Consider the following 13331-nt stretch of genomic DNA (forward strand, 5'->3'; position numbering starts at 1 on the left):
GCAGCAGTAGGATTAGTTAGTTGCGCGGAAAGAGGTATGCGAATGGAACACATCAATCAGCTGAAACAAGCTATTTCTAAATTGGATGAACGAGAAGTGAAGTCCTTTTTGCATCTAATGTTTTTGCGTCTTGAACAATGTGAAGAGCGCGAAGTAAAAGAAACCCTGCAGGCTATGAAAGAATCATTGATCGAAATAAGCTACAGAGAAGAAAATCGCGGCTCTGAAACGGTACATATCATATTTGGAGGATCAGCCGGCGGCAGTTTGAAAGCAGCATTCCGCAAGAAGCCTTATAAAACGACGGAAGAAGTCATTGTCGTCCCGGGTGTTTTATCAGTCGGGCCGGTCGAATCCCTGCATACAGAACAAGGTGTCAGAAATCGGAATCAATGGCAGTCGCAGCATTTCCATTCATTTCCTGGTGACTTCGAGCAGGAAGAACAAGAGCTGTTAAAGGCGCTGAAGCAAATAAAAGCCATCCCGCCGACCCGGCCAATCATCGTCTGGACAGGCGAGAATGCCGCAGAGCAGACCGGATTGCGAATTGTGATGTATCTGCTGAATGATCAGCCGAATGAAGTGTCTGAACTGAATACAAATAAAGCATTTCACGATATTCATGTATATCAGGAGCAGAAAACAGAATATTATTACCGGCATTCAGGAGAAATGGCTCCTGAACAGCTGCTTGAACTGTATGAACAGTATGAACTCCGGCCATTGAAGCCGGCAAAACGGCGTGCACTTCAGGAAGAGGGGAATCATGTTTTGCTGTTGGAAGATGTGCTGAGGACTTGGGAGCACGGGGAATTATGGGGTTCAAACAGTGATCGTCACGACGATTTCATTATCGAGTGCGCAAAACGTCTTCATAAAGAACAGACAGAGCCCGATTTTATGCCTGCTGCCCGTGTCATTGGCGAAGTGCTTGGACATATAGAGCAATACACCGGTGACCAGTGGCTCGAGTACAGACTGCGTGAACTGATCGGTAAAGAGGTTTTTTCCTATCAAGGTGATCTTCATGAAATGTGGCGGTATCAAGTGAAACTGAATAACAAATATATGCAGTAAATACGATTCGGAAATGAGGACCATACACTTTGATTATGTACACAAGAGTATCCAGCTCCATACCCCGCTTGTAAAGAGTACCGTTTTCATCCTTTGAGACTCTTTGCAAGCCGGGGTCTGTCAAAGGAGCTGGATCATTGTATGAAAGAAAAAAGAACACGTGCCTACACGCGGCATCAGCGTGAACGAATCATAAAAAAGAAGCTGTCAATTTTGCGGAATGTGCTTGGCTATGAAGAGAAATATTTGCCGGTTGCCGGCAAGCTGAATAAAGGGAAAATACATTGTTCCTGTAAAATGTGCCGCTATGAACAGTTTTATGGGATACCGAAAGCTAAGCATCGATCAATAATAAATCTTGAAGAAGAGAGAGAATAGTAAATGTAAAAGACCGCCGATGTAAATGTCAAAATCGCGGTCTTTTACTCTCTCTTTTTATACCTGCCTGCCTTTTCAAAGCTGTCTAGTATCTGATTAGTGTTTTTTAGCTCATTTAATCTCACAGAAGCAATCTTAAAAACAAAATCTCTGCTTCTTTTTTCTATGGCTAAAATATACACGACCCGAAGTACTTCAACTATTTCGTTCGAGACTCTGTATATAATCCTTATTCCCGCATCTCTTAATTTTATTTCCCTGCAGCCCGCTAATTTCATGTCCCGTTTATTTCCTAGAGGTTTCCCTATTTCATCAGCCCTGAACATTAACTCGTCGATAGATTTATTTACCAGCGTTAGATCAGGTTGTTTGATTTTTTGATATTCCTTTGCAGCGCCAACATCAAACCGGATATCAAACTTACTTTCGTTGTCTGACATGATCAGGTACTTTTTAGATCTTTCCAAGATGTTGCAGAATCAGGATCGTTATCTAGACGGGCTATTCTTTCGAATAATAAACGATCTTCTTCAAGCTGCTCCAGTTCTTTTAATCTCGCATACATTTCCTCAAAATACCCGTATTCCAATACAACAGTATCCACCTTGCCATTATCGGTAATATATTGAGGTTGTTTTTTTGCTTTTTTTCTTAAACTTCCAAATGTCTTAGCAGCTTCTGATGCACTAGTCAGCTGATCGGCATTGAACACTGGTTTCTCCATTGTTTTCACGCTCACTTTCAAACACCCTTTCTTATAGTATAGTAAAAAGCTACTTACATTATACAATATACTGTTAAATTATTGCACGTATCTTTGTACGTATTATTATACGTGTAAGTAAAAAGCCAATTCACCTGCATAATTAGGTGAATTGGCTTTTAGGCATCGGACATATTCAGCTTTCAACCCGATGTTCTTCATAGCCGTGCTGGACAGTAACCTTTTCCAGCTCATCCAGCAGTTTGGGATCAACCGGAGTTCTGTAAGCGTCAAGTGTCTGCTGAAGCTGCTCAGATGTTCTTGAGCCAATCAAAGCCGATGCGACAACCGGCTGCCTAAGATTAAATGCCAGTGCAGCGGCATGAAAATCTGTTGTTATTTCAGAAAGTGACTGTACAGTCCGTTGCAGATCTGCGTGTGAATAGGATGCAAAACCACCCATTTTTGTCACACGTTCCATACTTTCATCTGTCAGCAGGCCTTTGGCAATCGTTCCGCGCGTGACGACCGATGCACCGCACTGTTTGATCATCGGAAAATATTCTTCAGGCCGTCTGTCGAGCAGACTGTACTGCATCATGACGGAAACAGCGCTGCTATTTTCAAGGAAACGCTGTATGACATTCGGCCGGATGGAAGAGATTCCGTATTCCCGGATGACGCCTTCTGTTTTCAATGCTTCAAACGCTTCGATCGTCTCCTCGGCATTGTCATCCATTGTACCGCCGTGAAGCTGATACAAATCAATCGTATCCAGCTGCAGCCTCCGCAGACTGTCTTTCACTGCCGACATAATATGTTTTTTTGAAGGATCCCACTCCCAGCCGTCTTTGCCGGGAGTCCACTTGTTTCCTGCCTTCGTCGCAATAATCAGGTCATTTCTCTTTTCTTTCAACACAGCACCGATCAATTCTTCATTTGTCCCTTTATCATAAAGATCTGCAGTATCGAAATAATTAATACCGTTTTCGATTGCTTCATCCAATACTGAACGGGCCGAATTCAGTTCGGCAGGCAGTGACATGCAGCCGAGACCGAGCTCAGAGACATATAAATCACTCGAGCCTACTTTTCGCTTCTTCATTTGCATCTCTCCTTTACCTTTCATGGTACAATGAAAACTGATAAGAAAACCAATGGAAAGGGTTGAGGTTATATGAAATTTGAAGAGCGGACCCTCTCGACAGAAAAGATCTTTACAGGTAAAGTGATTTCAATGCAAGTTGATGAAGTAGAACTGCCTGACGGAAAAATCGCAAAAAGAGAATTAGTGAAACATCCGGGCGCGGTCGCAATTATTGCGATTACTGCAGACCGCAAACTAGTCTTGGTGGAACAATTCAGGAAAGCGCTGGAGCGGACCATTCTGGAAATTCCGGCAGGGAAGATCGAGCCTGGGGAAGAGCCGGAATTGACAGCAATCAGAGAATTGGAAGAAGAAACAGGCTACCGGGCGAATTCATTCAACTATCTTCAGAGTTTCTCCACTTCGCCGGGCTTTGCGGATGAAATTATTCACCTTTACATAGCGCAAGACTTAGAAATAGTAGAAAATCCTGCAGCCGGCGATGAAGACGAATTTATTAATGTGATAGAAGTAACAATAGAAGAAGCGGAAGAACTGATTGCAAATGAACGAATTTATGACGCCAAAACTGTTGTGGCGGTCTGGTACGCAAAAAGTCTTTGATTTGAATATAAATTAGTACGGACAAGCATATGTTGTAGAAACGATGCGGAGGTGTCCTGTACTATGGCTCGATCATTGTCTTTTGTTTATTTATTCGTTATACTCGCAATCAGTTATATAGGAGGCGCTTTACTATTCAGGGAGTGGCCGGCTGCAGCTATGGATACGATTGTAGGATTATACGACCAGCGTGTAGTGAAAGGTCGGGAGGCTGTGGTTTGGTCTCCATTTCTTACATCCTTTGTTTTCATTGCAGTCGTGCTCTTCCTGTCACGCTATAAAAAGCTTCGATTCATCATTATGTTGTTTGGAGCTGTGAAATGCGTACTGTTCGGCCTGTCTTCTACATATTTATTGTCCGGCGGCATGAAACTCATCATGTATGCAGTCTGGTGGTTTCCGTTTCAACTGGCGGGAAGTTTTCTGTTTTTAATCCTTTGCACCGTGTTGCACCCGCCATTTTTCACTGCACCGGCTGTAAGAAAAGATCGCCCGCTGTCTGCTGTTCCGCTGCTGATTGGCATGCTGTTCATCATTCAGTTGCTAGAACTATCGATCTTTCATTTTCTGAAATAACTCTATTATCAAACCGGATGGACGGAACATTTCCTTTCTATTGTCATCTTGAAAGACAGTTTGGTATAATGGAGACAATTTGAGGGGGGCGTCGTATGGAAAGCCGAATCGAACGGATCAAGAAGCAATTGCACGGGGCCAGCTACAAGTTGACGCCTCAGCGTGAAGCGACTGTAGCAGTTCTTCTGGAAAATAAAGAAGACCATTTAAGTGCGGAGGATGTATTTCTCTTAGTGAAAGAGAAAGCACCCGATATCGGACTGGCTACTGTCTACCGAACGCTGGAACTACTGACTGAATTAAAAGTTGTCGATAAAATTAACTTTGGCGATGGAGTGGCGCGCTATGATCTCCGCGAAGAGGGAGCAGCACGTTTTCATCACCATTTGATTTGTTTAGAGTGCGGAGTAGTGGATGAAATCCAAGAAGATCTGCTCGGTGAAGTGGAGAAAGTAGTGGAAGGCCGTTATGGATTTACGGTGAAAGACCACTGGCTCACTTTTCACGGCATCTGCAAACGCTGTAAAGATGCAGAAAAAAACAAAGAGGACGACGGGATGGCATAAGTGCTGTCCTTTTTTACTTTTCCGGAAAAGGAGGAGATCGCTTTGATGAAAGATGCACAGTTTGCATTGGAAGATTACATACATTTCTTAACTGTTGAACGGCAGCTCGCACAAAATACCATTACATCCTATAAACGTGATTTAGCATCCTACTTGCATTTTTTAAAAGGGACACAGCTGAAAACGCTTAATTCAATTGACCGGGCTGTTGTACTGAAGTATATTCAAATTCTGAAAGACAGCGGCAAGTCTTCGCGCACACTCTCCCGGCACATATCTTCCATCCGTTCATTTCACCAATTTTTAGTGAGGGAGCAAGTGACAACACATGATTGCACCATTCATTTGGAGCTTCCGAAAATTGAACAGAAACTGCCGGATGTCCTGTCAATTCCGGAGATTGAGCAATTGATGGATATAGTGGATTGCTCTGTTCCGCAGGGTCTGCGTGATTTATCACTTCTGGAATTGTTATACGGCACAGGAATGAGGGTAAGTGAATTGATAGCAATCGATTTGGCTGATCTACATTTGACGATGGGATTTGTCCGTGTATTCGGTAAGGGGAGCAAGGAAAGGATTGTGCCGCTCGGACGTTCTGCGATTGACGCATGTACCGATTATCTGAATAAAGCCCGTCCCGCATTTATCGGAACAGGGCAGGATACGGAGGCATTGTTTGTCAATATGCACGGCAGACGCCTGACGAGACAGGGATGCTGGAAAATATTGAAGGACGCCGGGCAGAAAGCGAATATTCAAAAGGTGATTTCCCCGCATTTATTGCGTCATTCTTTCGCTACACATCTGATTGAAAACGGAGCAGACTTGCGGGCGGTTCAGGAAATGCTCGGCCATGCTGATATTTCCACGACTCAGCTCTATACGCATGTAAGTAAAAAACGGCTGAAGGATGTCTATACCATGTATCATCCGCGGGCGTAAAAAATATACTGGAGGTTTTATTATGAAAGATTTACGCTATAATCGAATTCATTTAATCGTCATGGACTCTGTAGGAATCGGCGAAGCACCGGATGCTGAAGCTTTCGGTGATGCCGGTTCAAATACACTCGGTCATATTGGGGAAGAAATGGACGGTATTCATCTTCCGAATCTGGAACGGATGGGTCTGGCGAATATTGCGCCGATTAAAGGACTGTCTCCTCAAAAAGAAGCATTGGGCCACTATACAAAAATGGAAGAAGCATCAGTAGGCAAAGATACGATGACAGGTCACTGGGAGATCATGGGTCTTCGTATAGACAAGCCATTTAAAGTATATCCGAACGGTTTTCCGAAAGAATTACTTGATGAACTGGAATTGAAAACCGGCCGCAAGATTATTTGCAACAAGCCGGCGAGCGGGACAGAAGTGATTGAGGAGTATGGACCCGAACATATGGAAACAGGCGCACTCATCGTTTATACGTCTGCGGACCCCGTGCTGCAGATTGCCATGCATGAAGAGATCATCCCAATCGAGGAACAATACCGGATCTGTGAAATTGCCAGAGAACTGACGCTTCAGCCGGAATATTTGGTCGGCCGCGTCATCGCCAGACCATTTGTCGGCGAACCGGGTACGTTCAAACGCACGACCAACCGTCATGATTACGCGCTGAAGCCATTTGGCAAAACCGTCATGAATGAACTGAAAGATTCAGGATATGATGTCATTGCAATCGGTAAAATTGCCGACATTTACAATGGAGAAGGCGTGACAGAAGCAATCCGTACCAGCAGCAATATGGACGGTGTGGATAAGCTAGTCGATGTTATGAAAAAAGAGTTTGAAGGAATCAGCTTCGTTAATCTTGTAGACTTTGATGCTTTGTACGGTCACCGACGTGATCCTATTGGCTACGGTAAAGCACTGGAGGAGTTCGATGCGAGAATGCCTGAAATAATGGCTGCTTTAAAACCTGATGATTTATTGATTATCACAGCAGACCACGGGAATGACCCGATCCATGAAGGTACTGATCATACTAGGGAATACGTACCGCTGCTAGTGTATTCGCCAAGCAATAAAGCTTCAGGCAAACTGCCGATCCGCAAGACATTCTCTGATATCGGAGCAACCATTGCGGATAACTTCCAAGTAGACCTGCCGGAATTTGGTGAAAGCTTTTTATCTTCATTGGCTGAGGGGGAGTAATTTTATGCTGAGAATGGTTGATGTAATTCAAAAGAAACGCGACGGCCGGGAGCTGACAAAAGAAGAAATTGAGTTTTTCGTCAATGGTTATACAGACGGCTCCATTCCTGATTATCAGGCAAGTGCTTTCCTGATGGCGATTTATTTTCAAAAGATGACGACGGAAGAACAAGGGTACTTGACGATGGCGATGGCGGAATCAGGTGATCAGATAGATCTGTCCGCTATTGAAGGCATAAAAGTAGATAAGCATTCTACCGGCGGAGTAGGCGATACGACGACTTTAATACTCGCGCCGCTGGTCGCTGCCTGCGGAGTGCCTGTAGCGAAAATGAGCGGCCGCGGACTCGGGCATACAGGCGGGACGCTTGATAAATTGGAAGCAATCGAAGGATTCCATGTCGAAATTTCAACAGAACAATTTATTGAGCAAGTCAATGATCTGAAAATTGCTGTCATCGGTCAAAGCGGAAATCTGACGCCTGCCGATAAAAAGTTATATGCTTTACGAGACGTTACAGCGACCGTAGACAGCATTCCTCTTATTGCCAGCTCTATCATGAGTAAGAAGCTCGCAGCAGGTGCAGACGCTATTGTGCTTGACGTCAAGACGGGTGCAGGAGCATTTATGAAGACGCTCGAAGATTCGAAGCAATTGGCAGATGCGATGGTGGCAATCGGCAATGAAGTTGGCCGCAATACGAGCGCCGTCATTTCCGACATGAGTCAGCCGCTGGGTTTTGCAATCGGCAATGCGCTTGAGGTGAAAGAAGCGATTGAAACCCTCCAAGGCAACGGACCGGATGACCTGACAGAACTTTGTCTCGTGCTCGGCAGTAAAATGCTTCTTGCCGCAAACAAAGCGGAATCAGAAGAAGACGCACGAAGTCAGCTGCAAACCGTCATAAAGAACGGTGAAGCGCTTCAATTGTTTGGTGAACTGATCAAAGCACAGGGCGGAAATCCTGAAGTCACTAAACATCCTGAACTTCTGCCGCAAGCACAATATCAGATTGAAGTGCCCGCTAAAACAACGGGCTACGTCAGCGCAATCGACGCAGACGAGGTTGGAGTCGCAGCTATGCTGCTGGGTGCCGGGCGAGCCACAAAAGAAGACGTCATCGACCTTGCAGTTGGAATCGTTCTCCAGAAAAAAATTGGAGACAGCGTAAAAGAAGGCGAAGCACTGGCCATCCTGCATACTAATAAACAAGACGCAGAAGATTCTATCAAACTGCTCCAAGACCACATCAGCATCACTCAAGAAAAAATACAGGCACCATCATTGATTCATACACGTTAAAAATATAAGCCATGCAGCTGTCTGGACCCTTGAAAAAGGATTTAGACTGACTGCATGGCTTTTTTTGCTGTTTATGTGTAAAAACGATTTTCTTTGTACATACTTTTATGTAGCTCGAGAGAAAACTATTCCCGATTTGATAGCGCCCAACTGGTTGATTGAATCGGAAGACGGGCGACTCACGAGGGAATCGTTCTGTCCGGAGCGCGATCAATGGCATGTAAACTGCACGCTCTGTCGCAAACTAAGAACCTTTAGGGGCTCTTGACTAGTTTTGTCAAAAGTAAAGGATTCGGGTTCTAAATATGTAATGATACCTTCATGAAGGAGGCGTTTGAACATATGGCAACTATTACCCAATTGGAAAATGGCATTGTCGTCATTACATTAGCAGGTGAACTCGACAACCATGAGGCCAATCAAATTAGAGCAGAAGTATCCAACGCGATTTTTGCAGGGAAAACCAACGCAATCATTTGGGATCTGAACTTACTAGGATTTATGGACAGCGCGGGAATTGGATTAATTTTAGGGAGAATGCGTGATTTGGCACCTGTCAATGGTGAAACATTGATATTGAATCCATCACCGACAATGGAAAAGATCTTTCAATTTTCGGGACTCGGTGAAGTAATTAGAAAATGTACAGTCGAGCAAGCAATCGACGAAATCGGAGGGGTTGTACATGAAAAATGAGTTAACCTTATCGTTTCTGGCGATAGAAGAAAATGAAGCACTCGCACGAATGGCAATGACCTGCTTCATCACGCCGCTGGATCCCACTCTGGAAGAAATATCAGAGTTTAAAACGATTGTGTCTGAAGCTGTGACGAATGCAATTATTCACGGTTATGAATGCGACGGCAAAAGCCTGGTAACGATTCATGCAGTAATTGAAGACCGTCATATCAAAATGACGGTAACTGATGAAGGCATGGGGATTTTTGATGTGGAGCAGGCAATGGAGCCGATGTTCACGACGAAACCGCAAATGGAACGTTCGGGAATGGGCTTTACCATTATGGAAAGTTTCGCAGATTGTATACGTGTAGATTCTACCCTTGGAAACGGGACCGTCGTAACATTTGAAAAAAGTTTTTCTCCCATTATAGAAGTAAGCAGAATGAGGTGACATATGGAAGCATCTGTTGAGAAGCAGCACGCTCTATTGTCACAAGAGAAAATGCGGGAACTCATCCTGGAATCACAGGCGGGTGACAAAGAAGCAAGGCGAATGATGGTAGAGGGAAATACCCGACTGGTGTGGTCCATCGTTCAACGATTTGCTTCGCGTGGTGCGGATTTAGAAGATTTATTTCAAATTGGCTGTATCGGCTTGATGAAATCCATAGATAAGTTCGATCTTTCGTATGAAGTGAAATTTTCCACATATGCTGTGCCGATGATCGTCGGAGAAATCCAGCGCTACCTTCGTGATGACGGTATGGTGAAAGTAGGCAGAACCATCCGCGAGCTGAGCTATAAAATCCGCCATGCGACGGATGATTTCATTAAAAAACAAGGGCGCTCTCCTTCGATTTCAGAAGTGGCGGAAATTCTTGAAGTAACAGTGGAGGACATTATTTTGGCCACTGATGCACTGCGGGATCCTGCATCGCTTCATGAGCAGCTGTATGAAAGTGACGGTGACAGCCTGACACTGATGGATCAGCTGCGTGACGACCGGTCTGAGCGGGTATTCGATCATATACCGCTGCGTGATGTCATCACCCGCTTGAATAAACGCGACCAAACCATTATCTACATGCGATATTACTTGGACTGTACACAAAGTGATATCGCAGAACGTATCGGTATTTCACAAGTTCAAGTATCACGGCTTGAGAAGAAAATTCTCGCGCAGATGAAAACCTGGATGGGTGCAAATGCTGAGGAACAGCTTGAGAAGGTGAGGAGAAAATAATTTGACCGAAACTCTATTTACGTCTATAAGAGAAGGGGAAAGGTGGTTTATCAACCAGTTCGGCAGAGACGAGTCATTTGACGCGACACGCCGGCAGATCCACCTGTGGGATAAAGAAATACTTCTTCTGTATATGAATGGACTGGTAGATGGAGAGGTCTTGACAACCTTACTGACAGAAATGCAATACCGCAATGAATTATTTAAGTCTGCTTCGTCCGATGAAGAAACGGACCGGGCGATGATCGATTATTTTCCGTATCATGCACTGGAAGTAGCGAAAGACGAGGATACGGTTGCCAAGTCACTTTTGAGCGGGCTGGCTGTCTTTGTGATGGCGGATGGCTTTACGTTCATACTGGACGTCCGTTCCTATCCCGGCAGGCAGCCTGAAGAGCCGGATACCGAGAAAGTAATTCGCGGCTCCCGTGACGGCTTTACAGAAAACATTCTGACGAACACCGCGTTAATACGCAGAAGGCTGCGCGCAACGGAGCTGCGATTTGAAATGCATGAGACGTCCGTAAAAGGCAAGACGGATATCGCCATCGCTTTTATGAAAGGTGCGGCAAATGAAGAACATCTGAATTTCGTCCGTGAACGCTTGGACAACTTGGAAACGGATGGTCTGACGATGTCTGATAAGTCGCTCGAGGAATTTTTGTTTAAGCAAGGGTTCCATCCGATGCCCTTCGTTCGTTATACAGAGCGCGCTGATATTTGTGCAGCCCATTTGCTCGAAGGCCATATTGCGATCATCGTGGATACTTCGCCCTCCGTGATTCTCGTGCCTGTAACACTTGTACATCATATGCAGCATGCGGAAGAATACAGGCAAGCGCCGTTGATCGGGACATTCATCCGTATGGTGCGTTTTACGGGAACCTTTCTGAGTTTGGTGATGCTGCCGTTTTGGTACTTGCTGTCGACTGAGAAGCAGTTTGTTCCCGAAGCCATCAAGTATATCGGGCCGAATGAATGGGGAGAAGTGCCGCTGTTTGTCCAGCTTATACTGGCGGATGTCGGGATTGAAGTGCTGCGTATGGCGGCGATTCACACCCCGACACCGCTGTCGACCGCCATGGGATTAGTAGCAGCAATTGTCATCGGGCAAGTGGCGATTGACGTAGGGCTGTTTTCTTCGGAAGTCGTACTTTATGTCGCTGTCAGTGCAATTTTGACGTTTGCTATTCCTTCCTTCGAATTAAGCATTACGACAAAGGTATTTCGAATCTTTTTGCTCGTTTCAACCGCTTTATTCGGTGCGCCTGGATTTTTTATAGCTTTCGCAGTCATGTACTTCTATCTATGTTCACTCAAACCGATGAATGTGCCATATTTGTGGCCATTTACACCGTTTTTCCCGAAAGCGCTGCTGCGCGTTTTGATCCGTTTCCCGATGACCATCGATGATCCGCGGCCTTTCGTTACGAAATCGCCGAACCGTGACCGAATGTCATAATTACTGTTCATTCCCATAGAAGATTGCCTCTGCCGACAAACTTATGATAAAGTTTACCTTAGAGAAATCGGGAGGGGTATGCTGAATGCATCTTTATGGAACTCAGACAGTGAATGAAAAAGGTCATTTAACAATAGGAGGAGTCGATGTTTCTGAACTTGCTTCGCAATATGGAACACCTGTCATGGTCTATGATACAGAGCTGTTCAAAGAGCGTGCGAATGCATTTAAGAAAACATTCGAGACGAAGGGTATAAAAGCGCAGGTTGCTTATGCTAGTAAAGCTTTTTCCTCCATTGCGATTTATCAATTGGCGGAGCAGCAGGGTCTGTCTCTGGACGTGGTGTCAGGAGGCGAACTATATACAGCGGTTGCTGCAGGTTTCCCTCGTGAAAGGATTCATTTCCATGGAAATAATAAAAGCAGAGAAGAAATCATATATGCATTTGAAGAACAGATCGGCTGTATAGTAGTCGATAACTTTTTGGAAATAGCGCTCATCCAGGATATTGCGGCAGAACGCAAACAACAGATGAATGTGCTGATCCGTGTCACACCAGGCGTGGAAGCTCATACACATGATTATATTACGACAGGGCAGGAAGATTCCAAATTTGGATTTGATCTGAAAAATGGACAAACCGACCGGGCATTTGATGCGCTGCATGATCATCAATATATTAACTTCCTTGGTATGCACTGTCATATTGGATCACAAATTTTCGAAACAGATGCTTTTCGCTTTGCTGCAGAAGTACTGATGGAAAAAATGGTCAAATGGCGTGAGACGTATCAGTTTATATGCCCTGTACTCAATTTAGGTGGAGGCTTCGGCATACGTTACACGGAGGAAGATCAGCCGCTCGAGCCGGCAGTCTATGTAGAAGAAATGGCGGATGTTGTCAAAGCAATGTCGGAAGAGTGTGAGTATCCGGTGCCGGAGATTTGGATTGAGCCGGGCCGTTCACTTGTAGGCGATGCAGGGACAACGATCTATTCCGCCGGCAGCACAAAAGAAGTGCCGAATGTTCGCACATATGTAGCAGTTGACGGGGGGATGTCTGATAATATCCGTCCGGCTTTATATGACGCACATTATTCAAGCGCTGCTGCGAATCGAATGAATGAGCCGCATGATCAACAATGGACTATTGCCGGGAAGTGCTGTGAATCAGGTGATAAGCTGATCGAAAAAGCCTCCTTGCCGAATGTTGAAACAGGTGATCTGATCGCGATTTTCTGTACAGGTGCCTACACGTATTCGATGGCGAGCAACTATAACCGTCTGCCTCGTCCTGCGGTAGTATTTGCCGAAAGAGGACAGCATCAGCTGGTTGTAAGACGGGAAACATATGAAGACATTATCAAATTAGATCTCCCTCTTCAGCAAATGGGCAAGGAGTTTGCCGAATGAAGAAGAAAAACCTTTACCTATTTTTAGGAATTATTGTAATCGCACTGATTTGGGGA

At 44.9% G+C, this 13331-nt stretch carries 16 protein-coding genes; 13 read left to right on the forward strand and 3 right to left on the reverse strand.

From position 1 onward, the window contains the following. Nucleotides 1-42: 42 nt before the first annotated feature. Entirely contained in the window at nt 43-1077 is a 1035-nt protein-coding gene (locus NCCP2331_RS08765) for a DUF1835 domain-containing protein (RefSeq protein ID WP_251670060.1), read from the forward strand. 141 nt (nt 1078-1218) lie between these two features. Beyond that, a complete protein-coding gene (locus tag NCCP2331_RS08770) occupies nt 1219-1455 on the forward strand; it encodes a hypothetical protein (RefSeq protein ID WP_251670062.1) in 237 nt (78 codons plus the stop codon). A 44-nt stretch (nt 1456-1499) separates the two neighbouring features. Here the strand turns inward: NCCP2331_RS08770 and NCCP2331_RS08775 are convergent, their stop codons facing one another. The 3 genes from NCCP2331_RS08775 to NCCP2331_RS08785 all read right to left on the reverse strand — a co-directional run bounded on the left by NCCP2331_RS08775 (nt 1500) and on the right by NCCP2331_RS08785 (nt 3263). Next, the gene (locus tag NCCP2331_RS08775; protein WP_251670064.1) at nt 1500-1895 is read right to left on the reverse strand and encodes a type II toxin-antitoxin system RelE family toxin; all 396 of its coding nucleotides are present in this window, start codon (nt 1893-1895) and stop codon (nt 1500-1502) included. Between the two features lie 2 nt (nt 1896-1897). After that, nucleotides 1898-2194, reverse strand: a complete 297-nt coding sequence (locus NCCP2331_RS08780; protein ID WP_251670066.1) for a hypothetical protein — start codon at nt 2192-2194, stop codon at nt 1898-1900. A gap of 160 nt (nt 2195-2354) precedes the next feature. Further along, on the reverse strand, nt 2355-3263 hold the full coding sequence (locus tag NCCP2331_RS08785) for an aldo/keto reductase (protein ID WP_153720318.1): 909 nt from the start codon (nt 3261-3263) through the stop codon (nt 2355-2357). A 72-nt stretch (nt 3264-3335) separates the two neighbouring features. Here NCCP2331_RS08785 and NCCP2331_RS08790 point away from each other — a divergent pair, with 72 nt between their 5' ends. From NCCP2331_RS08790 to lysA, 11 genes are all read left to right on the forward strand, one after another. Beyond that, complete coding sequence (locus tag NCCP2331_RS08790) at nt 3336-3869, forward strand: NUDIX hydrolase (RefSeq protein ID WP_153720317.1); 534 nt, start codon at nt 3336-3338, stop codon at nt 3867-3869. A 63-nt stretch (nt 3870-3932) separates the two neighbouring features. Further along, a complete protein-coding gene (locus NCCP2331_RS08795) occupies nt 3933-4445 on the forward strand; it encodes a hypothetical protein (protein ID WP_153720316.1) in 513 nt (170 codons plus the stop codon). A 95-nt stretch (nt 4446-4540) separates the two neighbouring features. Further along, nucleotides 4541-5011, forward strand: coding sequence for a ferric iron uptake transcriptional regulator (fur, locus tag NCCP2331_RS08800; RefSeq protein ID WP_153720315.1), 471 nt, complete (start codon nt 4541-4543; stop codon nt 5009-5011). A 45-nt stretch (nt 5012-5056) separates the two neighbouring features. Continuing rightward, nucleotides 5057-5956 (forward strand): site-specific tyrosine recombinase XerD, encoded by a 900-nt coding sequence (gene xerD, locus NCCP2331_RS08805; RefSeq protein WP_251670163.1) that lies wholly within the window; start codon nt 5057-5059, stop codon nt 5954-5956. A gap of 22 nt (nt 5957-5978) precedes the next feature. Continuing rightward, the gene (deoB, locus tag NCCP2331_RS08810) at nt 5979-7172 is read left to right on the forward strand and encodes a phosphopentomutase (RefSeq protein ID WP_251670068.1); all 1194 of its coding nucleotides are present in this window, start codon (nt 5979-5981) and stop codon (nt 7170-7172) included. 7 nt (nt 7173-7179) lie between these two features. Continuing rightward, on the forward strand, nt 7180-8475 hold the full coding sequence (locus NCCP2331_RS08815) for a pyrimidine-nucleoside phosphorylase (RefSeq protein ID WP_251670165.1): 1296 nt from the start codon (nt 7180-7182) through the stop codon (nt 8473-8475). A 342-nt stretch (nt 8476-8817) separates the two neighbouring features. Further along, a complete protein-coding gene (locus tag NCCP2331_RS08820) occupies nt 8818-9171 on the forward strand; it encodes an STAS domain-containing protein (RefSeq protein ID WP_153720313.1) in 354 nt (117 codons plus the stop codon). Next, nucleotides 9161-9607 carry an anti-sigma F factor gene (gene spoIIAB / locus NCCP2331_RS08825; RefSeq protein WP_251670070.1) on the forward strand — a complete coding sequence of 149 codons (447 nt, stop codon included), beginning with the start codon at nt 9161-9163 and terminating at the stop codon, nt 9605-9607. The genes NCCP2331_RS08820 and spoIIAB overlap by 11 nt, the downstream gene beginning before the upstream one ends. Before the next feature lie 3 nt (nt 9608-9610). After that, nucleotides 9611-10399 carry a SigF/SigG family RNA polymerase sporulation sigma factor gene (locus tag NCCP2331_RS08830; RefSeq protein WP_153720311.1) on the forward strand — a complete coding sequence of 263 codons (789 nt, stop codon included), beginning with the start codon at nt 9611-9613 and terminating at the stop codon, nt 10397-10399. 1 nt (nt 10400) lies between these two features. After that, complete coding sequence (locus NCCP2331_RS08835) at nt 10401-11861, forward strand: spore germination protein (RefSeq protein WP_251670072.1); 1461 nt, start codon at nt 10401-10403, stop codon at nt 11859-11861. Nucleotides 11862-11946: 85 nt separating this feature from the next. Continuing rightward, on the forward strand, nt 11947-13275 hold the full coding sequence (gene lysA, locus NCCP2331_RS08840) for a diaminopimelate decarboxylase (protein WP_251670074.1): 1329 nt from the start codon (nt 11947-11949) through the stop codon (nt 13273-13275). The last annotated feature ends 56 nt before the right edge of the window (nt 13276-13331 follow it).

This window comes from Sporosarcina sp. NCCP-2331 (genome assembly GCF_023707945.1).
In the GTDB taxonomy this organism is placed as follows: Bacteria; Bacillota; Bacilli; order Bacillales_A; family Planococcaceae; genus Sporosarcina; species Sporosarcina cascadiensis.

What these genes read in the sequence shown, in the direction of transcription:
- NCCP2331_RS08765 (WP_251670060.1), top strand. Translation starts at nt 43, where the DNA reads ATGGAACACATCAATCAGCTGAAACAAGCTATTTCTAAATTGGATGAA.
- NCCP2331_RS08770 (WP_251670062.1), top strand. Translation starts at nt 1,219, where the DNA reads ATGAAAGAAAAAAGAACACGTGCCTACACGCGGCATCAGCGTGAACGA.
- NCCP2331_RS08775 (WP_251670064.1), bottom strand. Translation starts at nt 1,895, where the DNA reads ATGTCAGACAACGAAAGTAAGTTTGATATCCGGTTTGATGTTGGCGCT.
- NCCP2331_RS08785 (WP_153720318.1), bottom strand. Translation starts at nt 3,263, where the DNA reads ATGAAGAAGCGAAAAGTAGGCTCGAGTGATTTATATGTCTCTGAGCTC.
- NCCP2331_RS08790 (WP_153720317.1), top strand. Translation starts at nt 3,336, where the DNA reads ATGAAATTTGAAGAGCGGACCCTCTCGACAGAAAAGATCTTTACAGGT.
- NCCP2331_RS08795 (WP_153720316.1), top strand. Translation starts at nt 3,933, where the DNA reads ATGGCTCGATCATTGTCTTTTGTTTATTTATTCGTTATACTCGCAATC.
- fur (WP_153720315.1), top strand. Translation starts at nt 4,541, where the DNA reads ATGGAAAGCCGAATCGAACGGATCAAGAAGCAATTGCACGGGGCCAGC.
- xerD (WP_251670163.1), top strand. Translation starts at nt 5,057, where the DNA reads ATGAAAGATGCACAGTTTGCATTGGAAGATTACATACATTTCTTAACT.
- deoB (WP_251670068.1), top strand. Translation starts at nt 5,979, where the DNA reads ATGAAAGATTTACGCTATAATCGAATTCATTTAATCGTCATGGACTCT.
- NCCP2331_RS08820 (WP_153720313.1), top strand. Translation starts at nt 8,818, where the DNA reads ATGGCAACTATTACCCAATTGGAAAATGGCATTGTCGTCATTACATTA.
- spoIIAB (WP_251670070.1), top strand. Translation starts at nt 9,161, where the DNA reads ATGAAAAATGAGTTAACCTTATCGTTTCTGGCGATAGAAGAAAATGAA.
- NCCP2331_RS08830 (WP_153720311.1), top strand. Translation starts at nt 9,611, where the DNA reads ATGGAAGCATCTGTTGAGAAGCAGCACGCTCTATTGTCACAAGAGAAA.
- lysA (WP_251670074.1), top strand. Translation starts at nt 11,947, where the DNA reads ATGCATCTTTATGGAACTCAGACAGTGAATGAAAAAGGTCATTTAACA.